The organism is Providencia sp. PROV205 (assembly GCF_028479505.1).
Lineage (GTDB): Bacteria > Pseudomonadota > Gammaproteobacteria > Enterobacterales > Enterobacteriaceae > Providencia > Providencia huaxiensis.
On sequence record NZ_JAMPNU010000008.1, the window covers coordinates 38,890 to 64,558 of the forward strand.

The 25,669-nt window shown below is 37.5% G+C and carries 24 protein-coding genes and 1 pseudogene; 11 read left to right on the forward strand and 14 right to left on the reverse strand.

Annotation, left to right across the window (positions count from 1 at the left end; translation table 11 throughout):
- Positions 1 to 74: 74 nt before the first annotated feature.
- Positions 75 to 740 carry a riboflavin synthase subunit alpha gene (locus tag PR800_RS07180; protein WP_102139701.1) on the forward strand — a complete coding sequence of 222 codons (666 nt, stop codon included), beginning with the start codon at positions 75 to 77 and terminating at the stop codon, positions 738 to 740.
- Between the two features lie 214 nt (positions 741 to 954).
- Here PR800_RS07180 and PR800_RS07185 read toward each other — a convergent pair whose 3' ends face one another.
- From PR800_RS07185 to punC, 3 genes are all read right to left on the reverse strand, one after another.
- Positions 955 to 1,227 carry a putative quinol monooxygenase gene (locus tag PR800_RS07185; protein WP_102139700.1) on the reverse strand — a complete coding sequence of 91 codons (273 nt, stop codon included), beginning with the start codon at positions 1,225 to 1,227 and terminating at the stop codon, positions 955 to 957.
- 24 nt (positions 1,228 to 1,251) lie between these two features.
- On the reverse strand, positions 1,252 to 2,010 hold the full coding sequence (locus PR800_RS07190) for a helix-turn-helix transcriptional regulator (protein WP_239979294.1): 759 nt from the start codon (positions 2,008 to 2,010) through the stop codon (positions 1,252 to 1,254).
- A gap of 309 nt (positions 2,011 to 2,319) precedes the next feature.
- Positions 2,320 to 3,546 carry a purine nucleoside transporter PunC gene (punC, locus tag PR800_RS07195; protein ID WP_102139699.1) on the reverse strand — a complete coding sequence of 409 codons (1,227 nt, stop codon included), beginning with the start codon at positions 3,544 to 3,546 and terminating at the stop codon, positions 2,320 to 2,322.
- Positions 3,547 to 3,668: 122 nt separating this feature from the next.
- Here punC and punR point away from each other — a divergent pair, with 122 nt between their 5' ends.
- Positions 3,669 to 4,574 carry a DNA-binding transcriptional activator PunR gene (punR, locus tag PR800_RS07200; RefSeq protein ID WP_102139698.1) on the forward strand — a complete coding sequence of 302 codons (906 nt, stop codon included), beginning with the start codon at positions 3,669 to 3,671 and terminating at the stop codon, positions 4,572 to 4,574.
- A gap of 9 nt (positions 4,575 to 4,583) precedes the next feature.
- Here punR and purR read toward each other — a convergent pair whose 3' ends face one another.
- Positions 4,584 to 5,609 carry an HTH-type transcriptional repressor PurR gene (gene purR, locus PR800_RS07205; RefSeq protein ID WP_166265265.1) on the reverse strand — a complete coding sequence of 342 codons (1,026 nt, stop codon included), beginning with the start codon at positions 5,607 to 5,609 and terminating at the stop codon, positions 4,584 to 4,586.
- A 442-nt stretch (positions 5,610 to 6,051) separates the two neighbouring features.
- The gene (gene sodB, locus PR800_RS07210) at positions 6,052 to 6,630 is read right to left on the reverse strand and encodes a superoxide dismutase [Fe] (protein ID WP_102139696.1); all 579 of its coding nucleotides are present in this window, start codon (positions 6,628 to 6,630) and stop codon (positions 6,052 to 6,054) included.
- Between the two features lie 488 nt (positions 6,631 to 7,118).
- Here sodB and PR800_RS07215 point away from each other — a divergent pair, with 488 nt between their 5' ends.
- Positions 7,119 to 7,466 (forward strand): Grx4 family monothiol glutaredoxin, encoded by a 348-nt coding sequence (locus PR800_RS07215; protein WP_102139695.1) that lies wholly within the window; start codon positions 7,119 to 7,121, stop codon positions 7,464 to 7,466.
- 102 nt (positions 7,467 to 7,568) lie between these two features.
- Here PR800_RS07215 and rnt read toward each other — a convergent pair whose 3' ends face one another.
- Both rnt and gloA read right to left on the reverse strand, forming a co-directional pair.
- Positions 7,569 to 8,213 carry a ribonuclease T gene (gene rnt, locus PR800_RS07220; RefSeq protein WP_102139694.1) on the reverse strand — a complete coding sequence of 215 codons (645 nt, stop codon included), beginning with the start codon at positions 8,211 to 8,213 and terminating at the stop codon, positions 7,569 to 7,571.
- A gap of 127 nt (positions 8,214 to 8,340) precedes the next feature.
- Positions 8,341 to 8,748 (reverse strand): lactoylglutathione lyase, encoded by a 408-nt coding sequence (gene gloA / locus PR800_RS07225; RefSeq protein WP_036958666.1) that lies wholly within the window; start codon positions 8,746 to 8,748, stop codon positions 8,341 to 8,343.
- A 167-nt stretch (positions 8,749 to 8,915) separates the two neighbouring features.
- On the opposite strand from gloA, the gene PR800_RS07230 reads away from it, so the two are divergent.
- On the forward strand, positions 8,916 to 9,155 hold the full coding sequence (locus tag PR800_RS07230; RefSeq protein ID WP_102139693.1) for a DUF1289 domain-containing protein: 240 nt from the start codon (positions 8,916 to 8,918) through the stop codon (positions 9,153 to 9,155).
- 532 nt (positions 9,156 to 9,687) lie between these two features.
- On the forward strand, positions 9,688 to 10,122 hold the full coding sequence (gene slyA, locus PR800_RS07235) for a transcriptional regulator SlyA (protein WP_094961765.1): 435 nt from the start codon (positions 9,688 to 9,690) through the stop codon (positions 10,120 to 10,122).
- 450 nt (positions 10,123 to 10,572) lie between these two features.
- Here slyA and PR800_RS07240 read toward each other — a convergent pair whose 3' ends face one another.
- Complete coding sequence (locus PR800_RS07240; RefSeq protein WP_036958672.1) at positions 10,573 to 11,040, reverse strand: glycine zipper 2TM domain-containing protein; 468 nt, start codon at positions 11,038 to 11,040, stop codon at positions 10,573 to 10,575.
- Positions 11,041 to 11,572: 532 nt separating this feature from the next.
- Here PR800_RS07240 and anmK point away from each other — a divergent pair.
- From anmK to pdxY, 4 genes are all read left to right on the forward strand, one after another.
- Entirely contained in the window at positions 11,573 to 12,694 is a 1,122-nt protein-coding gene (anmK, locus tag PR800_RS07245) for an anhydro-N-acetylmuramic acid kinase (protein WP_181489844.1), read from the forward strand.
- A 20-nt stretch (positions 12,695 to 12,714) separates the two neighbouring features.
- The gene (gene pdxH / locus PR800_RS07250) at positions 12,715 to 13,368 is read left to right on the forward strand and encodes a pyridoxamine 5'-phosphate oxidase (RefSeq protein WP_102139692.1); all 654 of its coding nucleotides are present in this window, start codon (positions 12,715 to 12,717) and stop codon (positions 13,366 to 13,368) included.
- A gap of 161 nt (positions 13,369 to 13,529) precedes the next feature.
- On the forward strand, positions 13,530 to 14,804 hold the full coding sequence (gene tyrS, locus PR800_RS07255; protein ID WP_102139691.1) for a tyrosine--tRNA ligase: 1,275 nt from the start codon (positions 13,530 to 13,532) through the stop codon (positions 14,802 to 14,804).
- A gap of 234 nt (positions 14,805 to 15,038) precedes the next feature.
- Positions 15,039 to 15,902, forward strand: coding sequence for a pyridoxal kinase PdxY (pdxY, locus tag PR800_RS07260; protein ID WP_272530481.1), 864 nt, complete (start codon positions 15,039 to 15,041; stop codon positions 15,900 to 15,902).
- A 54-nt stretch (positions 15,903 to 15,956) separates the two neighbouring features.
- Here the strand turns inward: pdxY and gstA are convergent, their stop codons facing one another.
- Positions 15,957 to 16,562, reverse strand: a complete 606-nt coding sequence (gene gstA / locus PR800_RS07265) for a glutathione transferase GstA (RefSeq protein ID WP_166265428.1) — start codon at positions 16,560 to 16,562, stop codon at positions 15,957 to 15,959.
- 304 nt (positions 16,563 to 16,866) lie between these two features.
- On the opposite strand from gstA, the gene PR800_RS07270 reads away from it, so the two are divergent.
- Positions 16,867 to 17,733: a DUF817 domain-containing protein gene (locus PR800_RS07270; protein ID WP_210848775.1), complete on the forward strand. Its 867-nt coding sequence runs from the start codon at positions 16,867 to 16,869 to the stop codon at positions 17,731 to 17,733.
- Here the strand turns inward: PR800_RS07270 and PR800_RS07275 are convergent.
- Positions 17,730 to 17,900 carry a hypothetical protein gene (locus tag PR800_RS07275; RefSeq protein ID WP_195698595.1) on the reverse strand — a complete coding sequence of 57 codons (171 nt, stop codon included), beginning with the start codon at positions 17,898 to 17,900 and terminating at the stop codon, positions 17,730 to 17,732. The genes PR800_RS07270 and PR800_RS07275 overlap by 4 nt on opposite strands.
- Positions 17,901 to 17,959: 59 nt before the next feature.
- Here PR800_RS07275 and PR800_RS07280 point away from each other — a divergent pair.
- A pseudogene (locus PR800_RS07280) lies at positions 17,960 to 18,839 on the forward strand (IS3 family transposase); the annotation flags it as partial.
- 180 nt (positions 18,840 to 19,019) lie between these two features.
- Here the strand turns inward: PR800_RS07280 and leuS are convergent.
- Genes leuS through PR800_RS07300 form a run of 4 tightly spaced genes read right to left on the reverse strand, consistent with a single transcriptional unit; the run spans position 19,020 to position 24,579 of the window.
- Entirely contained in the window at positions 19,020 to 21,740 is a 2,721-nt protein-coding gene (gene leuS, locus PR800_RS07285) for a leucine--tRNA ligase (RefSeq protein WP_210843422.1), read from the reverse strand.
- Positions 21,741 to 21,761: 21 nt separating this feature from the next.
- Complete coding sequence (locus tag PR800_RS07290; protein WP_166265249.1) at positions 21,762 to 22,877, reverse strand: hypothetical protein; 1,116 nt, start codon at positions 22,875 to 22,877, stop codon at positions 21,762 to 21,764.
- Complete coding sequence (locus PR800_RS07295) at positions 22,874 to 24,139, reverse strand: ATP-grasp domain-containing protein (RefSeq protein ID WP_272530483.1); 1,266 nt, start codon at positions 24,137 to 24,139, stop codon at positions 22,874 to 22,876. The genes PR800_RS07290 and PR800_RS07295 overlap by 4 nt, the downstream gene beginning before the upstream one ends.
- The gene (locus tag PR800_RS07300; RefSeq protein ID WP_166265243.1) at positions 24,136 to 24,579 is read right to left on the reverse strand and encodes a hypothetical protein; all 444 of its coding nucleotides are present in this window, start codon (positions 24,577 to 24,579) and stop codon (positions 24,136 to 24,138) included. Before PR800_RS07300 ends, PR800_RS07295 begins: the two co-directional genes overlap by 4 nt.
- Between the last annotated feature and the right edge of the window lie 1,090 nt (positions 24,580 to 25,669).

A 25,669-nucleotide genomic window follows, 5' to 3' on the forward strand; every position in this document is an offset into this window, starting at 1 on the left:
CCACTCAAATAGGATAGATCTCTAAAAATTCTGATGTAAACTGAGTCTATTAATCCACTACACTGAGAATCATTATGTTTACAGGCATTGTTCAAGCGACTGCTCCTATTATTGAAATTACAGAAAGAGCCAACTTTCGAACTCATGTAATGAAATTTACCCCAGAATTACTTAAAGGTTTAGAAACAGGGGCTTCCGTTGCACATAATGGTTGTTGTTTGACGGTAACAAACATTGACGGTGAAAGAGTCAGTTTTGATCTAATCAAAGAAACTCTAAGATTAACTAACTTAGGGGAATTACAAGAAGGTGATGTTGTTAATATCGAACGCGCCGCAAAATATGGTGACGAAATTGGTGGCCATGTTGTTTCTGGGCATATTATGACAACAGCTGAAATTAGTAAAATTTTTACATCTGAAGATAACCACCAAATTTGGTTGTCAATTCATGATAAGGCTTTGATGAAATATATTTTGCATAAAGGCTTTGTGGCGATTGATGGTATCAGTTTAACGGTGGGTGATGTAATCAATAATCGGTTTTGTGTCCATCTTATCCCAGAAACATTAGAAAGAACAACATTAGGTAAAAAACGCTTGGGTGATAAAATAAATATTGAGATAGACCCTCAAACGCAGGCAATTGTTGATACGGTTGAACGCGTTTTAAATCAAAAAGAACAAGAAAAGTTATTACAGCAAGCAGAAGAGTTGGCTAATGTAGCGAAAACAGAGTGAATAGGCATAAAAGCTAGCAATTGCGTTATTTATGTTAAAGATAAATAGCGATATAAGCAATCAGGTAGGCTATAGCAATGGTAGTTTATGCTATAGCCTGAATAAAGCATGGTTGGATTTTGTTTATTGAATGTAGGTTATGGAGTTCTATTAAATAAAGAAGGTTAAAATTGCTTAAAAAATACAATGAGCTCTAGTTTTCATTATTAATAGATCATTTTTCACTAAAATTGACAGAAAAGCTAGCGTTATCACGTTCAATTGCTTCAACTAATCGCTTGAAATGTGGGCTGTTTTTATGCATCTCTAATGCCTGAGTGTCTTCCCATTCCTCGAAAACAATGTAACCATTTTCTTTAGCCATAAGATCATATTGAATGCATCCTTTCTCTCGGCGGCTTAGTTTTGCTAAGTCACGAACGATTTCTTTCGTTAAATACCCATCCGTCCTTTCTGTTGTAATTTGGGCATACACAACAATACTCATTCCGTTCTCCTTATGTATTAAGAACTATCTTAATGGGTACTTAGTTTTTGTATTGTAAAAAAGCGAATAACTCGATTTTAAAAATGCCGACGGCGTCATAGTAAAGTATCTTTTAAAATCACGGTAAAAGTGGGATTGATCATAATAGCCTGTTTCAAACCAACGGTAGGTATCTGGTTCTACTACCATACTTTTTAAAACGTGCTCTAAGCGGCAATTGATCTGGTATCTTTTTGGCGTAATACCGTATTCTTTTAAAAACTCTTTTTGAATGACTCGGAGGTGTAAACCTGTCTCTTCGGCAATTTCAGTGATTTTTTTAGTTGGGTTACGATATAGCAACTCTAAAATTTCATCTGTGAAATGAGACTTTTTCTTGGCTTTTGTCCTATTAAAGCAATCCAACAACTCTTTGAATGAAGAATTAGCTAAAGCTTCAAACCAACGGTCTTTCCATATGTCATTCAGAGCGATGGGTTCATCAGTATAATTTAGTGTTCTTTGAGGCAGAAGAAAACGCAATGCATCATGACGAATACGTAATACCATGACTTTTGAATCATTAGGGCTAGCGGTAAATGTATTGACTCTAGGAATAATGAGTTGATAAGGGGCTACGACTGAGTTGCTTTCAGTTGTCATCTGAAATGTATCTGATGAAACCCAGATTTCAGCACCCGTTCCAGGAAAAATTTTAATTGCCTCTGTAAACTCTTTGATTATTAAAATAGAGCTAACAAAGGATTTTAATTCATCTGGTGGATAATACTGTTTTAACATCATTCTTGAGCACTCATTATTTAATGTCGCAATGATAACGTTTTTTAACAAAAAAATTAACCATGAAATATCTATATCTTAGTAGATAACAAAATAAAAGCCTTATTTATTAGTGAAATCCGCTTTGAATAAAGAAACGTGATAAGAAAGTTCAGGTTTTGTGAGCTAAGAATAATGGGCGATATAGAAAAATACTTAATAAGTATTACGGTATAGTCACAAGTGCTATACACTGGAAGACGTTTTTCTTAAATTTATTAAATAACAATCATGCCGATAAAATACGGCATGATTGATTCGATAAACTACATTTTATGAATTCGCCTGGCAGTCGACCTGCTCAAGAGTTTGACTGTTTTTTTTGTCACAGCGTTGCATAAAATAACCAATAGCCATTGGGATAATTGTAACTGCCATTACACCAGTTGTGGCTAACAATGGGTCGAAGGGCAGGGCAGAAACAAGCAGGCTTGCTAAAAAACATAGGCCTAACTGTAAAGCATTTTGCAACGCAGCTGCTTTACCACTCGCACTAGGAAATGTATTTAGTGCTTTGGATACTGCAATAGGGTAAGAGGCCCCGTTCATTGCCGCCATAAAGCAGAATGGGATCAATATCATGGTTAATGATGGCGTGGTATAGATGGCCATGATGAATAAAATAGACATGCTTACCGCGTAACCAATCAGTAACAATGGAAATAACGCTTCTGCACGAATTTTTGCTAATAAAATACGGCAGCCATATCCACCAACAATAAAGGCTAAAGTTTGTGGAATATAACTCAGACCAATATCAGCAGGGTTGAACCCCATGTTACGTAAGATAAAAGGTGATCCTGTTAACCAAGCGAAGAAACCCGCACTACAGGATGCATAAACCAGCACGTTACCGCTGAAAACAGGGGAACTGAGTAAGTTTGAGAAAGAAATCTTAGCCTGCGGTTGGCTGTCATCAGTGATTGTTTTAACTGAGACATTTTTCAAAAAGAGTGTTGGTAATAAAAGTAATATGCCCACAGCCATTAGGATCAGGAAAATTGCTTCCCATGTTTGGTGCTCTAGAACCCATGCACCTAATAATGGCGCTAAAGCAGGGGATAGCGCGACTAGCGGCATAATAGAAGCAAAGACTTTTTGGGTATTTGCTTCATCATAGCGGTCGATAACAAGCGCTTGCCATAAAACCGCAGCGGAGCAGACACCAACCGCCTGTAAAAAACGTAGAGTTAACAGCTGTGTTGCGGTTTCTACCCAATAAATGGCTAAGCTACTTATAATGAAAATAGTTAAGCCCACAATGAGCACAGGCTTACGGCCAAGTTTGTCTGATAATGGCCCCCACAACAGTTGAGCGAAGGCAAAACCAGCTAAAAATATACTGAGAGAAGCACTGATAGCGCCTTCAGATGTATGCAAGGTGTTTTGCATAGCACCAAATGCAGGTAAATACATATCAATGGCTAAAAACCCTAGCATGCTAAGTCCTGCAAGGTAAACCATAAAACCAGGGGAATTTTTTTTCACAGTATTCGACATAATTATTACTTATCTGATATTTAAAAAAATGTTAATGATGACTCCATTGTATAGGCTATTTTTTTAGGTTGTGAAACGGTAATATTTGGATCTTGCTATCAAAATTTTTGAAAGGAGAAGTTATGTGGTCTGCGCATGCACTCGAAGTGATTGATGCAGTTGCTCGAACTGGGAGCTTTAGTGGTGCTGCTGAAGAATTGCACCGTGTACCTTCTGCAATCAGTTATACCGTAAAGCAAGTTGAAGAATGGCTTGCGGTTCCTCTATTTGAACGCCGACATCGTGATGTTGTTCTGACAGAAGCAGGAGCGATATTTATTAAGGAAAGCCGTTCTGTTATCAAAAAAATGACAGATACCCGGCATCAGTGCCAGCAAGTTGCAAATGGCTGGCGCGGGCAATTTAGTATTGCCGTTGATTGCATTGTTAAACCTCAAAGGACGGAACAGTTAATTATTGATTTTTATCGTCATTTTCCTGATATTGAACTTTTTATTCATCCAGAAGTGTTTAATGGAGTGTGGGATGCACTGGCTGACGGGCGCGTAGATGTTGCGATTGGTGCGACTCGAGCGTCCCCGATAGGTGAAAGATACAGTTTCCGTGATATGGGGTTTATGCCGTGGATGTGTGTCGCAAGTCCGGAACATCCATTAGCAAAAATAGGTGAAAAACTGACTGATGACCAAATGAGAGAGTATCCGAGTTTGTGCCTTGAAGATACCTCTCGTAACCTTCCCAAACGTGATACTTGGGCACTTGATAACCAACGTCGGCTTGTCGTGCCTTACTGGGAAAATGGTCTAGCTTGTTTAGTTAACGGGTTATGCGTTGGAATGGTACCTGAGCATCGAGCAGCTCCGCTTTGTGAAAAAGGCCAATTAGTTGAGCTAGCATTAGCCCAGCCATTTCCACCCAGTCCTTGCTGTTTAACTTGGGTGGAAAATAACACATCACCCGCGCTCCGTTGGTTATTAGATTACCTTGGCGATAACGAAACGCTCAACGCAGAGTGGCTTTCAACTTAACTATTTGTCTTATCGACGGTAATCGATAAATGGACCGTCAGCGACAGAACGACGTTCTACAAGGCGAGGGTGGACTTCAATTGTTTGAGCATCTTCGCGCTTATTTACGATACGATCGAGCAGCATAGTGAAGGCCATTTGGCCTAAACGCTCTTTTGGTTGGTGGATAGTGGTCAATGCTGGGGTAAAATAGCGCGCATTTCGTACATTATCATAACCAATGATTGAAATGTCTTGTGGAACACGTAGCCCCATTTCATCAGCCGCACAAATGGCTCCCATCGCCATGATATCGCCGCCACAAAATACCGCGGTAGGGCGTTGTTTATGGCTTAAAATTTGCATCATTGCTTTATAACCAGACTCAGGTTCGAAATCACCTTGCACTATCCACTGGTCTCTCAGTGTGATCTTTGCCTCTTCCATTGCTTTTTTGAAGCCTGTTAAGCGGCCGATACCGGTGTTTCTTTCAAGCGAACCTGGGATCACACCAATATCACGGTGCCCACGATCAATTAAATAGCGGCCTGCAAGGTACCCACCATGGAATGAATTATCAATAATACTGTCTGTAAAATCACCTCGGGAGGTTCCCCAATCCATCACCACCATTGGGATATTGCGATAATCTTCAAGCATACTAATTAACGTATCTGGATATTCAGAACACATCACGAGTAGGCCATCAACGCGCTTTTGCGCTAACATTTGCAAATACGCTTTTTGTTTTCCCAAATTATTATGGGAATTACAAAGTATAAGCGTGTAACCTTTTTCATAACAACTATTTTCAACTGATTCAATGACTTCCGCAAAGTAAGGCGCTTCACTTGAGGTTGCGAGTAAACCAATCGACTTTGTATGATTAACTTTTAAACTACGGGCAACTGCACTCGGTGAATAATTGAGCTCTTTAATCGCAGCCCAGACCGCTGTCTTAGTATCATCGGCCACAAAGCGCGTTTTATTAATAACATGGGATACAGTCGTGGTAGATACGCCAGCGCGTTTCGCCACATCTTTAATCGTTGCCATGGGGAAAAAAAACTCCTGACCAATAACCGGTCTCAATAAGAATTCTTGTTAAAAAATTACCTGCATATTGATGCATTGATCCTTTGCTGGCAATAATTTAGCGATTTGTTGTCGATTTTGTCTGATCTAGCGCAAAAACGAAAGAAATAATTGATGTTATAACATGTGATATAGACACTAGTTTTACTTTTTTGGATATGTATACTTAATAACCTTAATTATTGCATGGTTATTTGTTAATTCAATTACATTAGAATGAGAGGAACTCATGGATACAGATGTTAAATATGGATTGCTTGCTGCATTGGGCTCATTAGCAATGATTATCTTTCTTGCTGCACATATTTTCTGATTTTATTTCAGCCTCAAGTAGGGTGAAATAAAAGGGCGAGTGTATCTCGCCCTTGTCTATTTATGCTTTGTTTCAATACTTGCTAGGTGACTATGCTAAGTTTTCTTCCACAAATTTCCAGTTAACCAGTGCCCAGAAGTTTTCTAAGTATTTAGGGCGGGCGTTGCGGTAATCGATATAGTAAGCATGCTCCCAAATATCAACGGTTAACACGGGTTTATCATCACCAGAAATTGGGGTCGCAGCATTCGATGTATTTACGATTGCAAGGCTACCATCTGCTTTTTTCACTAACCAAGTCCATCCAGCACCGAAGTTTTTGGTTGCTGCATCAGTAAACTGAGCTTTAAATTCAGCAAAAGAACCGAATGCTTTATTAATAGCTTCCGCAACTTTTCCTGTCGGCTCGCCACCAGCGTTTGGCGCTAAGCAATTCCAATAGAAAGTGTGGTTCCAAACTTGTGCCGCGTTGTTAAAAACCCCTGCTTCAGAAGTTTTGATTATTTCTTCTAAAGATTTTCCTTCAAAGTTAGTACCTTTGATGAGGTTATTTAAGTTAACAACGTATGTGTTGTGGTGTTTACCATAGTGATATTCTAAGGTTTCTGCAGAGATATAAGGTTCTAAAGCATCTTTTGCATACGGTAAAGCGGGTAGTTCAAATGACATTGCGTACTCCTTGATTGCTTTTATATCAAAATACTCAGGGTGTTTGCTCTTAAAGTGAGCGAAATAATATGTCACAGCTTATCATTAGAGTTTCGCCTATTGGCGATATGATACTTAATATATTAATGATAGCACGATCAACCTTACAAAGGTAAGGTAATGAGACGACTAAGATGCTAACAGATAAATAGAGAAATTACAGATAAAAATCATATAGATATTGTAGGTGAGGAACCTAAGCACATTAAATTTCAGTTCTTACTTAGAAATAGCTACTTGTTTGACTTAGGTAAAGAGAAGATAGAAAAGGTGCCTTTTTACTTTTTGGGATGCTATAGTAATGCCCCTATAAAACTGGCATATTGTATGAAACAATTCAGTTTCTTATTATATCAGTCAATCAGTCAATGTATTCTGTTAAGTTGCGGTAGACTCTCAGTTACCGGCTGACTGCAAAACCTGCATCTTTGTTTTAAGGAAGTTAAAAAATGACAACTATTGAAAGAATTGAGCGCCAAATTAAAGAAAACCCAATTTTATTATATATGAAAGGCTCTCCTAAACTTCCGAGCTGTGGTTTTTCTGCTCAGGCAGTACAAGCTCTGTCTTCTTGTGGTGAACGTTTTGCCTATGTTGATATCTTACAAAATCCAGATATTCGTGCGGAATTACCAAAATATGCAAATTGGCCAACTTTCCCTCAACTGTGGGTTGATGGTGAGCTGGTCGGTGGCTGTGATATCATCATGGAAATGTTCCAGCGTGGTGAGCTTCAATCTCTAATTAAAGAAACGGCTGATAAATACCGTTCAGCAGATGAAGCTAGTGCAGACTGAATTAAGCCATAATTAAAAGACTGAAAAACCGTATTTGGTGAAAGCATTGATGACTTTCTACTAAACACGGTTTTTTTTATGTCATGACTATTGATAAAAAGATTATTGAGAGTCTTCAATAATTGGCCAACCACCCAATTTCTTCCACTTATTAACAATTTCGCAAAATAGCAGAGCCGTTCGATTCGTATCATACAAAGCGCCATGAGCTTGTTTGCCATCAAATGGGATACCTGCGGAAACACACGCTTTTGCCAAAATGGTTTGACCAAATACTAAGCCACTTAATGCCGCTGTATCAAAGGTTGCAAATGGATGGAAAGGATTACGTTTTAAACCTGCTCGTTCGGCAGCATTCATGACAAAGCTGTGATCAAAATTTGCGTTATGAGCGACAATAATTGCGCGATTACAATCTGTATTCTTCATGCCCTTGCGGATGACTTTGAATATCGCATGAAGAGCCTCATATTCGCTAACAGCACCGCGTAGAGGGTTAGTTGGATCAATTCCCGTGAAGGCAAGAGCGGATGGCTCAAGATTTGCGCCTTCAAAAGGTTCTACATGAAAATGTAATGTTTCATCCATGGAGAGCCAGCCGTCTTTGTCCATTTTTAAGGTGATGGCAGCAATTTCTAACAGGCCGTCAGTTTTTGCATTAAACCCACCTGTTTCAACATCAATAACGACAGGATAGTATCCCCTGAAGCGGTTCACTAGGGCATTTGGATTGTTTTTTTCAGACATTAGGACTTTCAGTTTTAGTTTTCTGGTTGGGTGACATTATGCCAAAACCAGTAAAAATTTGCAGGTAAACGGTGATAAAAGTTTAGGCGATGAGTTAGGCGCCTAAACTTTTAAATTATATCGCTAATTAATGGCCTAGGCCTTTACTTGCGCTTTTGTTTTCGATCAGCTCAATTTTATAGCCATCTGGATCTTCGACAAATGCAATCACAGTTGTTCCACCCTTAACAGGGCCCGCTTCACGAGTTACGTTACCACCCGCACTACGGATATCATCGCACGTTTTTGCAACATCATCGACGCCTAAGGCGATATGACCATATGCGTTACCCATGTCATATTGGTCAACACCCCAGTTATAGGTTAACTCTATGACAGCGCCTTCACTTTCATCGCTGTAGCCAACAAATGCGAGAGAGTATTTATACTCTGTGTTTTCACTGGTTCTTAATAAGCGCATGCCTAACACTTTTGTGTAAAAGTCGATAGAACGCTGCATATCAGTAACACGTAACATAGTATGGAGTAAGCGCATTTTTAAACCTCTTGGAATCAGCCTGAATCGATTTACCTATTAATATAACGTGCTTAAATTAATAAATACAATGATTACAGTTTGTTTTTTGAACAAATAATGGTAATACTCATTTCTAGGAGTATATCATACATTTATGGTGATTTTTTCTTTTGAAGGGGAAAGTTATGGCTGAACAACTTGAATTTTTTGAGATCCCCAGCCCTTGTCGTGGTATTTGCCAAAGTAATGAACAAGGCTATTGTCGAGGTTGTTACCGCACTCGTGATGAACGCTTTAACTGGTTAAAATTTTCGGATAGTGAAAAACGAAATGTCCTTCGTTTATGTCACCAACGTTATTTAAGAATATTAAATAAAAAAATAGCTCAAGAGAAAACCATCGATACACAACAACAACTTTTCTAGTCTCCTGTTTAAAAATAATGATAAAAAAATCAAATGTTTTATTTTTAATGAAAATTAATTCATAATAAATTATTAGCATGCTATTTATTTCCGAGTTTATATTTCAATGAAATTTTATTTATTCAAAATTATTATAGATTAAATTTAAATGACTGTAATTAACATGATTTTAAGATTAACTATATTTGTTTGTTTTTTAAAGGTTTATGTGACATTGTTTTTTTTATTGTTATTCATGACTGCTATAAGAGCTAAAATAGATAGATCAAAAAGGAGAGTGCGGCTATTCTTATTAATAAGATAATTGATAGGTTATCTTATTAAGCTTAGGTTGAGAAAATGTATGAATCAACGACATATTAATTAGAGTTATATCGCATAATAAATCAGCTGTTGTAACTAGATATAGGTATTTAATAGCTAATATATAAATAAAAAGTTGTAAGTATAAAGGGAAATTAATATATAATTCAAAAAATAATATGAAGATGGTATATTTTTTTGACATTATAATTATATAAAGGAGGGTAAATTGGAATCACAAATTGGGACAGAGTTATCACGTGTTGTTCGCATGTGGAGAGCATTAATCGACTATCGTTTGAAGCCTCTTAAACTTACACAAACACATTGGGTTACATTGCATAATATAAGTCAACTACCGCCTGAGCAATCTCAAATACAGTTAGCAAAAGCGATTGGTATTGAACAGCCTTCACTAGTAAGGACTCTAGATCAGTTAGAGGAAAAAAAGCTTATTTCCAGACATACTTGTACAAATGATAGGAGAGCTAAAAGGATAAAGTTAACGGAAGAATCTGAACCCTTTATTAAAACGGTAGATCAAGTCATAAACAATACGCGTATAGAGATATTGAACAATATTAGTAAAGATGAACTTTATCAATTATCACAGTTACTTATGAAACTTGAAAAAAATATTTTAAGATTACAAAATGATTCTTGATATGAAAATAATATACCTAACTAATAAATGGTGTGCTAATCATTAAACTAGCAATTAAGTAATCGGGCTATGTAATTTGTATGATGGTGATATAGGAATAGGTCAATGGAAATAATAATTACACCCAGTTATGATTCTTGATAAGTCATTACCTTTAAATATAATTAATACTGTTAATTATATTTACCTACGGTATTTCTAATTGTTAGCTGGCTAATTTATTAGTGCGTATTAATTAATAATAAACGATTTATTAAAGGGGGGAAGTTAAGTGCCTTTTTGGGTTCGAAAGCAAGGCATTTATTTGTAAGCAAGAAACTGTATTACCTAAAAGCTATGTATGATAAATATAATTATATATCATAAAGTAACTATATTATTCAGCAATATTATTTTAAGGCATACTCACCGGCATTGGCCAGTGAGTATGCCTAATTTCGTATCGTAAGATTACCGAGGAGACACAGTCACTGTATTTCCGCTATTTGCAATCATAACACGTTGGCCATTACGGAAGGTGCTAGGGTCTTGTTTTTGAACAACAACAATGTTTTTGCCGCTATCGAGGCGGATCTCTAATTGAACACCTTGGCTTCTATTTAATGCGCCTTGAGCTTCCTGACCGGCTAAACCACCGGCAATAGCACCTGCAGCTGTTGCTAATGTGTTACCTGTACCACCACCGATGGTGTTACCTAATAACCCACCAAGTACAGCACCACCAATTGCGCCAATTACGTTACCGTCTTCACCAGCTTGAATAGTCACAGGGCGAGCATTCAGAACAGTACCATAAGTCACAGTCTGTACCTGTTTCGCATCCTTGGCAGAAATAGTATCACCAGAAAGCGTACTGGTATTGACACAGCCTGATAAGGCTGCAACTGCTACAACACCTACAAAAACTTTCTTAAGCATAAGAACTCCTATGAGATTTGCTGTCTGTGGCACTAACATAGCATCGTATATTTGTTTTCACCATAAATACAACAAGTATCAAAATAATGGTATTAAAAAGCGATGGTTAGATTACCGATTCTGATTTAAATAGAGCGTAAACACTAGGTAAAATATCTCAAATTCGTGATTATTTCATTCAATAAGGCACTCTTTGTTAAATATTCACATAGGGTAGTCAATTCATGAGCATCATTTCGCACAAGTTGCCAAACAGGGTAAGGCTTTAAACTTTAACTGAAGCGCGAAACAGTTATGCTGAGCTGATCAATGCATTATGTACCATAATATTGAAAATGAAAATTTCAGACATTAAAAAACGACTTTTTTATTTGGTTTGTCTAGCAATTTTTAGTTTTAAAGTACTTATTTATTATTCCTGCGAAGCGCTCCGAGAAATTGCATCGAATTGTTGACAAAATTTGTCATCAAAGCACAATCTTTTGTAGCTGAATATTGTAAAGTTAATGTGCACTCTGAAGGAACAAGAATAATGATGAAATCGGGTCGTTACATAGGCGTTATGTCAGGAACTAGCCTAGATGGTGTTGATGTCGTTCTTGCCGCAATCAGTGACAAATTTGTCGCAGAGCAATCCAGTTTGAGTGTTGCGTTTCCCATCGAGTTAAAAAAACGAATTCTAGATATATGCCAAGGGCAGGCAACAACGCTATCAGAGGTTGGTAAAATTGATAGAGAGCTTGGCTCTTTATATGCAGATGCGATAAACCAACTTCTTATTCAAACAGGGCTAACAGCCGAAGATATCATTGCGATTGGTTGTCACGGTCAAACTGTTTGGCACGAACCTGATGGCGAACAGCCTTTTACTATACAGTTAGGTGATAACAACCGTATTGCAGCTTTAACAGGGATCACAACGGTAGGGGACTTTCGCCGAAGAGATATGGCTTATGGTGGGCAGGGAGCGCCTTTAGTTCCCGCATTTCACTTAGCTGTTCTAGGGCATTCTACAGAAAAGCGAATTGTACTGAATATTGGTGGAATTGCTAATGTGACAGCTTTATTACCAGGGGCTTACGTCAAAGGCTACGATACAGGACCGGGAAATATGTTAATGGATACCTGGAGCTGGCGTATCCAACAAAAAGCATTCGATAAAGATGGTGAATGGGCAAGTCGTGGTCAAGTTAACCATGTATTACTAAAAGCCATGTTAAGTGACCCATATTTTAGACGTTCCTCGCCGAAAAGTACGGGGCGTGAATATTTTAACATGCAATGGTTAGAACAGCATTTAGTTCATTTTCCATCAATCTCAGCGGATGATGTGCAAGCAACTCTGTGCGAATTGACTGCGGCCTCTATCGCAGAGCAAGTATTACTATGTGGTGGTTGTGAGCGCTTAATAGTCTGCGGTGGTGGAGCAAAGAATACTTTTTTAATGCAACGAATGGCCGCTTTGCTCCCGGGAACTGAAGTGGCGCCAAGTGATAAGTTTGGTTTAAGTGGGGATGATATGGAAGCTTTAGCATTTGCATGGCTAGCAGCACGAACGATATCAGGTCTTCCTGGAAATTTGGCATCCGTTACTGGAGCAAGTCAAGAAACTGTGCTTGGGGCAATATACCCTAAAAATACCGATAAAAAATAACAGTGGTGAAGGATATAAAAATGAACGAGCTAGGTGAAATAGATCTTGCATCGGTACGTCGTGAATACACCAAAAGTGGGTTGAGGCGTAATGACTTAACACCAAACCCACTGACGCTTTTTGAACTATGGATGAAGCAGGCATGTGAAGCTCGATTGAGTGATCCAACAGCCATGTGTGTTGCTACTGTAGATGAAACCGGGCAGCCCTACCAACGTATTGTACTATTAAAACATTTTGATGATAAAGGCTTGGTATTTTATACCAACTTAGGTAGTCGAAAAGCACAACATTTAGAGAAAAATAATAAAATTAGCCTACATTTTCCATGGTATCCATTAGAGCGCCAAGTTAATTTCACTGGGGTTGCTGAGCGTTTGAACCCTATTGAGGTTGTCAAATATTTTCATAGTAGGCCAAAAGACAGCCAGATTGCAGCATGGGCATCAGCGCAATCTTCTAAAATTTCAGCGCGTGGTATTTTAGAAGGGAAATTTTTAGAACTAAAACAAAAATTTAAGAATGGCGATGTCCCATTACCGAGTTTTTGGGGGGGGTATCGAGTGGTATTTGATAGTGTTGAATTTTGGCAAGGTGGGGCGCACCGTCTACACGACCGTTTTTTATACCAGCGAGAAGGCGATGGCTGGAAAATTGATAGATTAGCCCCTTAGGATCATGTTTTTTAGCTGGCACTTAATTGATATGCGCTTTATGCTATAGCTTCATTTAAGAAAATTGACAAATTACACTGGTGAGTTTTTGACAAGCCTCTCAAACTTACTGGTCATTCAAACTAATATAGATAGACAAAATACAACTGATGGAGTCATTGATGTCTAGCAATAACCTGATTAAACAATTGCAAGAGCGGGGCCTCGTTGCCCAGGTAACGGATGAGGATGCGTTAGCAGAGAGACTGGCGCAGGGCCCTATCTCTCTCTATTGTGGCTTCGATCCTACCGCAGATAGCTTGCATTTGGGACATCTGGTTCCTTTGCTGTGTTTAAAACGATTCCAACTAGCCGGGCACAAGCCTGTGGCGTTGGTAGGTGGCGCAACGGGCCTTATTGGCGATCCGAGCTTTAAAGCTACTGAACGTAAATTAAATACCGCAGAAACCGTTCAAGAGTGGGTAGGAAAAATCCGTAACCAAGTTTCACCGTTTTTAAGTTTTGATTGTGGTGATAACAGTGCACGCCTTGCTAACAACTATGATTGGTTTGGCAAAATGGATGTACTGACTTTCTTACGTGATATTGGTAAGCACTTTTCTGTTAACCAAATGATTAACCGTGAGTCTGTTAAGCAACGTTTAAATCGTGATGACGTTGGTATCTCTTTTACTGAGTTTGCCTATAATCTTTTACAAGGTTATGACTTCGCAAATATGAATAAAGAGATGGGTGTAGAACTGCAAATCGGTGGTTCTGACCAATGGGGTAACATCACTTCGGGTATCGATTTAACTCGTCGCTTACACCAAAACCAAGTATTTGGTATGACGGTTCCTCTGATTACTAAAGCAGACGGTACTAAATTTGGTAAAACTGAAGGTGGCGCAGTTTGGTTAGACTCCAAAAAAACCAGCCAATATAAATTCTACCAGTTCTGGATCAACACGGCAGACGCTGACGTTTATCGCTTCTTAAAATTCTTCACATTTATGGAAATAGATGAAATTAATGCACTGGAAGAAGAAGACAAAAATAGTGGTAAGGCGCCTCGAGCTCAATATGTATTAGCGGAATTGGTTACTAAACTAGTACACGGCGAAGAAGGGCTAGCAGCAGCGAAGCGTATCACAGAAAGCTTATTCTCTGGTGCAGTATCTGATTTAACTGAAGCTGATTTTGAGCAATTAGCTCAAGATGGTATGCCTTGCATTACATTAGAAGCAGGCGCTGATTTACAGCAAGCCTTAGTTGATTCAGAGTTGGTTCCTTCTCGTGGGCAAGCAAGAACGGCTATTAGCTCTAATGCGGTATCTATTAATGGCCAAAAACAAACAGAGCCAATGTATGTATTCTCTGATGCAGACCGTTTGTTTGGTCGTTATACATTGATCCGTCGTGGTAAGAAAAACGACTGTTTAATTAATTGGAAATAGCTCTGACTAACCTTTGTAATATCAGCCCGGAATTTTCCGGGCTATACTCGTCCTATTTCAAATTGCATAGGTGTTGATTGCGCTGAGTTCTCCGCATTACATACGGATCTACGCTCGTCGGGTCATCTTGCCATGTTACTTACATGCAATTCGAATTATTTGGAGTATATTCATATTTGCAACGGGTAATCACTGATTTCTCTTCATTCGACATAACAATTCTTTGGGTTCTCAATGAAAAGCGTATTATCAATTCAATCCCATGTTGTTTTCGGCCATGCAGGAAACAGTGCCGCCGCATTTCCTATGTGCCGGATGGGCGTAGATGTGTGGCCACTTAATACCGTACAATTTTCGAATCACACACAGTATCCACAATGGACTGGAAGTGTTTTTCCTGCCCAGCACTTAACTGATATCGTTGATGGATTAGCTAAAATCCATAAATTAGAGATTTGTGATGCTGTATTAAGCGGTTATATCGGCTCAGCTGAGCAAGGAGATGATATCCTTGCGATCGTGAAAAGAGTGAAGGCAGCCAACCCGCAAGCCCTCTATTTTTGTGACCCAGTAATGGGGCATCCTGAGAAAGGTTGCATTGTGGCACCTGGTGTTGCTGAATTCCTTTGTGAGCGAGCGCTGGCTGCTTGTGATGTCATCGCACCAAATATACTAGAGTTAGAAACATTAACGAGTAGAACAATTAAAAGTGTAGAAGAAGCCGCTCAAGCTGCTCGCGAATTGTGTCACAAAGGCCCTAAAATTGTTCTTGTTAAGCATTTAAGTCGTGCAGGGTATCGTGCTGATCGTTTTGAAATGATCCTTGTAACAGCAGAGCATACTTGGCATGTTAGCCGTCCTCTCGTTGATTTTGGTGAAAAGCAACCTGTCGGTGTTGGTGATTTAACCAGTGGTTTAATGTTGGTTAACTTATTGAAAGGTGAGCCCTTAGATAAGGGGCTAGAGCATGTTGCAGCAGCAGTATATGAAGTGATGATAAAAACCAAAGAAATGGGCGAGTATGAGTTACAGCTCGTTGCGGCTCAAGACAAAATGGTTAACCCTGAACATAATTTCTGTGCAACACAATTAGATTAAATTGATTTGTATTATCGAAAATAGCGCTCTATTGGAAGAGCGCTATTTTACCGATTAAATTAAACCTTCCGCTTTTAATGCATCTTGAACATTAGGGCGTTTAGCGATTTTAGCAATGAAATCTTGCAGGTGAGTCAGGCTAGTTAAATCAAGCCCTACGTGTTTTGCCCAGTTACTCACAGTGAATAAATAGGCATCTGCGACACTAAAAGTATCACCAGCAAAGAAAGCTTGCTTAGCGAGTACGCTATCAACATACTCAAATTTATTAAACAATACCTTACGTACAGTATCTTTATACTCTTCTGGCGTTCCTGGTGTGAATAAAGGTGAGAAAGTTTTATGGAGTTCTGTCGAAATAAAATTCAAAGCTTCTAACTGGTGATAACGTTTCATCGAACCTGGAAGCGCGATTAGGTTACGATCTGGTTTTTGATCTGCAATATATTGAACAATAATTGCACCTTCTGTAAGTTGTTCACCATTATCCAGCACTAAAGTGGGTACTTGACCTTTCGGGTTTATCGCTAAAAAGTCTTCACCTTTCTCTGTTTTTTTCTCTTTTATATTCACTCGTTCAATACTGAAATCTAAACCAGTTTCACGCAGAATGATGTGGGGAGAAAGTGAGCAAGCACCGGGAGCGTAATATAATTTCATCATAAAACTCCTAAATTATTGAGTTAGCATTCATATGGCAGATAAACACATATCACTTAAGTATATCATCACTTTCTGTTAACGAATTGCCATCAAGTGTGAGTTAAAAAATAAAACCCAAAATCGGACTGAAATTATCGTTAATATAAACAAGCAGAGTACAACCAGTGTTTAAAACTATAAATGATAAAAATACATAAATCTAAGATAGTTACCTTATGTAAGGAAATACTATTTTGTTAAACTCCTCGCCTTGTCTTATGAAAAAAATAAACCGAATAATAAGTAACAGGTGAGTAAATAAATGACCAGCTTGTGTCAAAAATTGAATTTTTTAGGAAAACTAGACCAAATTTTAATGGCTCATCAGCCAAATAAGAGCCATGGGATTAAACGTTTTCTATTAGAGTTTTGGTTTTTCGGTTTAATTAATGCTCGTTCCTGTTTATTCGCTGGATTTTTCTTTTTAGCACTATTCTTGGTACCTGCTAAAGGGCTAATTGGCATACCTCGCTATGATGTGCTACTAATTTTTGCGTTTATTTTTCAAGGATTGTTGGTTTGGTCAAAACTAGAAACTTGGGATGAATTAAAAGCGATTTGTGTTTTTCATTTAGTCGGTTTTATGATGGAACTGTTTAAAACATCAGCAACCATTGGTTCATGGCAATACCCGGATGAAGCCTACACAAAACTTTGGGGGGTTCCTTTATTTACTGGCTTTATGTATGCGGCAGTAGGGAGCTATATCATTCAGTCTTGGCGGTTTTTTAAAGTAAGAATTGAACACTACCCACCTTACTGGATGGCAACAGTAGTCGCTCTGGCTATTTATATTAATTTTTTTAGTCATCACTATATTGATGATTATCGCTGGTATTTAGCTGCATTTATTATGGGATTGTATGCACGTAGTATGGTTTTTTATACTCCGCTTGATAAAGAACGAAAAATGCCATTATTGCTCGCATTTATGCTAATTGGCTTTTTTATTTGGCTGGCTGAAAACTTTGGGACATTTTTTGGTATTTGGCAATATCCAAACCAAATTGGTGCTTGGTCAATGGTACATGCAGGAAAATGGGGTGCATGGTCATTGTTAGTGATTGTCACCTTTACAATTGTTGTGCATCTTAAACATATTAAAGCTAATGTGACGATAGCACGTTAATATTGGGGGCAGTTTTCTCGAATATAAATATCAAAACGGGTAAAGCCATCGATAGGTATTAGCATTTCGTCGCGTTTAAAATGGGAACTTAGGATATCCATTACGCGGCGAACTTCCTGTTGTGGGTTTTGATCTAAAATAGCGTCGATGACGCCCTCACGTAACATTTGTATGCGTCTATCTGATAATTCATGAGTAATTAATGTGACTGCATTATGTAATTGAGGACGTCAGCCTTGAAAATCAAGCGATGAAGGAGCTTTTCGTAAAAGAAGTTGGTAGTGACTGAAAAGAAGTCCTGTACTCAGGCTTTAAAAGAGGCCGGTTTATCAGTCATTAAAGCGTGCCAATTAACCTCATTTCCATGGGCAACATTTATCGTCAGCCGCTAAATTGGGGTGAAAGAGATCGTGTTGTAATTGATGCTATTCAATCTGTTTTAGAGAAATCACCACAATCTGGATTCTTGGAAAAGCTATTTTCGACTACGATTCTTTAATCATAAACGAGTGTATCGCGTTTATTGTCGATTAGAATTGAATCTGAAACTATAAGTTAAAAAGGTACTTCCGATGCGTGAAAAAAGACCATTAGTAATTGAAAAAACTAATATTCAATGGGCATTGGATTTTATGCACGACAGTTTATATTGCGGCAAGCGCTTCAGAACCCTCAATATTATTGATGAAGGAACACGTGAATGCTTAGCGATCGAGGTTGATACATCATTACCGGCTGAACGTGTCATCAGGGTGCTTGAACGTTTAAAAGCCGAAAGAGGGTTGCCGAAATAGATCCGAGTCGATAATAGCCCTGAACTTATTTCAGTTAACTTATTGAATTATTGTGAAGATAACCAAATTTCGTTGTGCCATATTCAACCTGGAAAACCGCAACAAAATGGGTTTATCGAGCGTTTTAATGGTTCGTTCCGTCGTGAATTTTTAAATGCGTATTTATTTGAATCGTTGAGCCAAGTTCGAGAATTAGCGTGGTTTTGGCTGCAAGATTATAACCAAAATCGAACTCACGAAAGTTTAAATCACCTTCCACCGGAGGCCTATCGTAAACAGTTAGAAAACTCTAAGTTGGTGTGTCTTAATTAAAGGGGAGTGGACAATGTACGAAAAATTATCCGCTATACGCGCAAAAAATGAGGAGTTCTTTCTGATACCTCAGGCATCAGACTTTCTGACCATGAATGTTGTTTCCATACTCTCCCATATGATGGTTAGGATTAAAATTCCTAACCATCTAGACGTTATAAAAATTAATTGCTTAAAAATTTAAATAACCACATTGACAATTTTACCCTTAACCAAAATTACCTTTTTTACAGGCTTATCAGCTATCCACTTTTTAACTTTCTCATTTTCAAGTACTAGGGGGGTTACAGATTCCTCTGACGCATCTAAATCAAAAGTGATATTTGCACGAACCTTTCCGTTAATCGAAATCGGGTAGCAATAATTAACTTTCTTAAAATTAGCTTCATTGAAAATAGGCAGAGCCTGCTCAAAAATATTACCGGTTTGTTTTAAAGCACCCACCCATAGCTCTTGCGTTACATATACGATAAAGGGAGATGCTATAATTGCTAACGGGATAAGAATTTCGCATTTATGACACTTCTCTTTTATTAAACCATTGACACATATCATTAAAGCAGCAATAGCAGTGTTGTGATTTAGCTTTTCTATATCCTCAGAAACTTTTTTTATAGCAACATGCAATAGTTCTAACTCAGATTGAGTTGGTGCCTCTTGAACAACCTTTGATATCCCTGTTTCAGTTTGGTAAATAGATATAAACCTTTTCAAAAAACGACTTAAACCATCAATACCACTAATTGACCATGGCTTTGACTGCGTAATCGGACCAAGATACATCTCATACATTCTGAAAACGTCTGCACCATAGACACTAATAACATCATTTGGGTTAGTGACGTTGTGCTTTGATTTAGACATTTTCTCTATTTTGTGTTCACAAAGAAATGTATCGCCATTAAAAATAAATTCGGAATCTAAAAAGTCTACTCTCCAGGCTCTTAGCTTATCTACTAAGACAGTTGAGCCATCAACAAGATCGCTACTAATATGAATTTGGGAAGTTATGTAGTTATCACTAATGTCTGACGATACATACTTGTTTTCACCCACGACTCTATGAATTAATGCTGATTTACCCTCGATCATTCCTTGGTTAACAATTTTTTTAAATGGTTCTTCAAAAGATACACAACCTAAATCGTACAAAAACATATTCCAGAATCGAGAGTAAAGAAGGTGTCCTGTTGCATGCTCGCTTCCACCCATGTACAAATCAACACTAGCCCAATAGTCAGAGCTATTTCGTGAAGCAATTTCCGTATTACAATCAGGTTCCATGTATCGTAAAAAGTACCAACTAGAACCTGCCCATCCAGGCATCGTAGACAGTTCGTAGGGGTACTTTCCTTTGAATAACCAGTCTGCAGCGTGACCCAATGGAGGCTGGCCAGTAGAAGTGGGCTTATAATTTTCAACCTCAGGTAGTACTACAGGGAGCTCTGACACAGGAACTAGTTTCGGAATACCATCATCGTAATATACTGGAATTGGCTCCCCCCAATATCGTTGCCTACCAAAAACGGCATCTCGCATCTTGTAGCTTGTCTTTTCATTACAGATGTTTGCTTTAAGCAGTTTATTAAGAATATTTTTCTTACCTAGAAAAGTTTTCATTCCTGTAAACTCTAGAGAATTAACTAAGGTGTTAGACTCATCGATAACAGTAACTTGCTCTAGGCCGTATTTATTTGCAAAACGACGATCTCTATCATCGTGAGCAGGTACTGCCATAACTGCCCCAGTCCCATACGTAGCAATAACGTAATCTGCTACCCAAACAGGAACCTGTTTACCATTTATCGGGTTTATAACCCAAGAACCTGTAAATACACCATTCGTATTGTTTAAATCGGCTAATCGATCTCGCTCACTTCGCTTAGAGTTTAAACTTAAGAACTCTGTGACTGCATCAACACGATCGGGCGTAGTAAATTCATCAACCAATGGAGACTCGGGAGAGACAGCTAGAAAAGTTACTCCACAAATAGTTTCTACTCTTGAGGTAAATACCTCAATATGATTTTGAACACCATGAACTTTAAAGTTCACCGCCACGCCTTTTGATTTGCCTATCCAGTTTCTTTGGAGTTCTTTTAACGACTTAGGAAAATCTAACTTATGTAAATTATCAAGTAAACGATCTGAATAAGCGGTAATCCTCAGCATCCATTGCTTCATGCTTTTTCTTTCAACAGGAAAGCCTCCACGCTCAGAATATCCATTAATGACTTCGTCATTAGCCAATACAGTCCCAAGTTTTGGGCACCAATTAACTAATGCTGAAGATAGATAGGCAAGGCGGTACTCCATAAGAATATCCAATCGTTCTTTCTCATTAAACGCCTCCCATTCGTGGCGAGAGAACTGAGTCACACCAGACGAGTTAATACCGTTAGAGCCGTTAAGTTCAAATAATTGTATTAAGTAATTAATTGGTTTTGCTATATTTTCCGTAAAGTCATACCAAGAATCAAACAACTGACAAAATATCCATTGAGTCCACCTGTAATAGTCAGGAGAAGATGTTCTGATTTCTCGCTTGGGATCAAGTGACAACCCCATCCGATCCAACTGACTTTTGAACATTGTAATATTTTTGTTGGTAGTTTTTTTCGGGTGCTGCCCAGTTTCAATAGCATACTGCTCTGCTGGCAAACCAAAGGAATCAAATCCCATACAGTGGAGGACATTGTAACCTTGCAATCTCTTAAAGCGACTAACAACATCTGTTGCGATATAGCCCAGCGGGTGACCTACATGTAAACCGGAGCCTGAAGGATAGGGAAACATATCCAAGCAATAATACTTTGGCTTTGATGAGTTAATTGAAACTGAATACGCGTCTGTTTTAGACCAATGCGAATTCCATTTTTTTTCTATTTCTGAATAGTTCATTAAGTTACAGTTTCCTATACGCTACAGGGAAAGGTCTTGTCTGGAAATAGACTCGGTTATAAACCAGACGGGTAAAGCAAGTTTTTTTGTACCATATTTAAAAATCGAATCACTAGATTTGTTGTGGCGCTTCGAATACCTGATGTAATCAACTAACTTTTTATATTTCTCATACACTCTATCGTAAGCACGAGATAGTCCAGAGACGAAATCAGTATTATGCAAGTTTTGAAGCTCTCTTGTTGACAAATACCTTTTTGTAATATTGAGGATAGAGTTTAATGAAACGGCATTAATAATACATTGATACATTAAGCTATTAAGTGCGCCTCTTAACACAGAACTTCTTTTACTGCGACCCTCACAAACTCCTAGGTGTAACAAATACACAGAAACCATAAGACTATCTAATAACTTTCTGTTATTTGGTATCAGTGAGTGATCGCCCCCCATCTCACTGATAGTATATTCAAAGGGCGAGTCAAAATAATTTAAGCGTGCTAAAAGTGTTTCCAAACCAAAGCCAAATTCAAAACCTACTGTTTCTTTGTTTAAATTTAACTGAATGATATTTCCTATATCTTGAAATTCGTCATTTATATCATTGTAAATAGCAATTGTTGCACCAACCCCTGATAGACCAGCAACTCCATAACTCCAGTTATAATATGATTCATCTCTACTGTTTAGTTCGAAACAAGCTGATGAGAATTCGTTTTCTATTAATCTATTCCACTTTATGGAGCTTGATGTTCTTATTCTAAAAGCGGACTCAGGAACCATTAAGCCGTCAAAGAAAAATGTCTTAATAAAATCTAGCATGCTAACCAGTGAGTTTTCATCTCCTAGCAATCCTAATTGCGAAAATACACTCATATATTTGAGTTCTTCACTAGGATCGCTGTAAGTTTTGAGGTTATTGGCTCTAATACATTCCTGAATAATGTAAATTGTTTTTTCGGGAAGGGCTTGAGAAAGAACGGCATCCTTAAAACCAGCGATTGTAGAGTTTGCAAATAACAAGGTTTGGTCGTCGATTAGTAACTTTGCTGGTATACCTTTTCTCATGCCATCAAGTTCAGCTTTATGACAAAAAATTCCCAACACCATCTCTTTCGAATATTCGCTACTAATCATGATATTACCTTACACAATCCCTTGTGTATAACTTTAAAATCTACACTTATTGACTCTTCCAAATACCACATATCACGAAGTAAATCTGTAGTATTTCCTACCAAAACGAATTTAGCGAGGGCTTTGTCTTCCCAAAATTCTTTGTTATACTCCTCGCCAACTTCAATAGAAGTCGACCATGTGACGCTATCCGGCAAACGGTTTAACCCACAGACAGCTTCAATTTGAAGATGCCTTCTTTCTTTTATAGGAAGCACAATCCACGAGAAAGTTTCAGTAGCATTTCGCTTTATCGAAAGATAACCAGCGGAACTTGTTGTTGTTTTTATCCCTAAATCTATTTTTAATGATTCTTCATTAAGATCTATCCCGTAAAACACCTTAATTGCAGGAACAATAGCAGCTCCACCAGGTCGAGCTGCTATCTCTAACAGCTGGATTGGATCAGAATTGTGAGCAAATGCTTCTAAATGAAAAACAACATCGTTGGTGCCAATGCTTGCCAATACTTTGTTGGCAAAATCGATGACATTTCTTTCAGTATTCTCACCAGTTATCTGAATTGAGGACATTGGGGTGTTTTTACTTATCCACGACATGCAGTCATAAACATATTTGCTAGCACAGATAAACTTAAGTTCTCCATCTCTATAGAGTCCATCAATATGTATAATTTCACCTGCAATTTTATTTTCGATAATATAATCCAGTTTATTTTCATTCATATCATCGATAGCCTCAAGCAGATCGCTTTCATTATCAATAAATGAAACAAATCGGCTGCCTGCTTGAGAGCAGGGCTTAATTACTAACGGATAATCATCATTACAAAAAATACTAGTTCGAAAGGTACTATCTGCTACAGTAGGAGAAAAGTAGTTACATTGCTTCAGAAGGCGAGCTGAACATATTCGATCTCTCATTACAGCTTTGTTTCTAAAAGGTATTATGTCACTAACACTTCTTCCGGGAATCTTTAAGCTTTCCCTTACTTTGCTCGCTACTAACAGTGTGTATTCAGAGATACCTATAACAAAATCTATATTGCCATATTTAGACTCGACATCTCGACATATTGAAGTAATTTCTTCTTCTTTTTTATCATATTCTTCTATATCAAATGTAGCGGGAAACTCAAGAATATATTCAACAACATCAATATCACCCCATTCACGACATCGACCTATGTAAAACAGACGACTGTCTGCCGGAAAAAGTGCATAGTTAACATAAGAATCACCAATAATTATTACATTAATCATTGATATGGCCTTTTTGTGGTATAACTACTGAATGTGAATACAAGTCGAATAGGAGTATCAACAAACCTGCCACCGCGATGAATCAACCCTTGCCCTAGGAACATATCTTGATAATCTGTGTGACCACCTCTAATGTGAGCAACAAACTCTTTGTTACGAGGATCAATAGACTCGCCCATTTCTCCCTTTAGTAATAACCACATGCCATCACCTACAACTTCAAATTTTTTCGGATCAATCATTGCTAATGAATCGTGTGTTGCAATTGAATTATCCACAAAGAACTCTCTATTTACATTTGATTCATCTAAATACAATGCCCCTTCACCATAGAAAGTTTTAGTCAACGTAAGCGAAGAAGAGTCTCTATGATACAAATTACTTACAGACGGATGTTCTTTCTCTATATATTTTTCATCTACGATCCTTAATGAGGCCAAATTAAAGTCTATCGAGATAACTGAGGCTAGGCTTTTAATAGCTAAAGTTAATTCATGAATATTATGTTTATCTTTTTAATAGTTATAAAGCTTATGAAGACGCCTATAATAAAAGCCAACTGGATATAAAAGACAGTGAATTCGTTAAAATAACCACTATTAAGGTCCAGTTCACCAACGATTAAGTAAAATGTATTAATAGTAAAAACTGCACACATATAAACTAAAATCGCAATTGTTGGGATCTTCTTAAAAACAGCGTAAATCCTAGTGTAATTAGGCCGTTCAAGCGAGCCATGACCACCTATGTACATATAAAAAATAATTAAAAGCAATGATGCGAGGTAAACGGTAGTAATAAAGGAAGGGGTAGATAGATAGCTCAAAACTGAAACTAAGGTTAACGTTATGATATTAATATATATAAGCAATCTGGACGATGCTTTAGGCTTACTTTCTGATTTAGACACCTCGCCTATAGCAAATATTATACTAGTGGACGCTATCAAGCCAGACAAAAAAATATCCACATATCGTGTTAAATATAATTCATTATGTGACAATATTATTACTAATTTAATTAATGATGAAATTAATACTACATGTGACAAACTATTTCTTATAAATAAAAACAATGCAATACAGACTGAGCCTAAAAAAAACACCTGTAATATAATTTGATTGGTTATTTCACCATACATATATGAAAAATAAATCAAAGAGGTTGCTGCATGAGCTGACAATAAAGAGCACAATAACTCTCTTAACTTCATACTTAATTTCATAAAGAGTACCTATTCCATGAAAATCTCAGTTATTACCTGAAATTAGGGAGCGAATTCTAACAATAAGGTTAGTAGTAATTTTTATAATTTCATTAAGTCTTAAATAATAATTTGCCAAATTCATAGAAACTATACGACATACAATGAAAATAGTGTTAAGATATAATTATTATATTATTATATTATTATATTATTATATTATTATATTATTATATTATTATATTATTATATTATTATATTATTATATTATTATATTATTATATTATTATATTATTATATTATTATATTATTATATTATTATATTA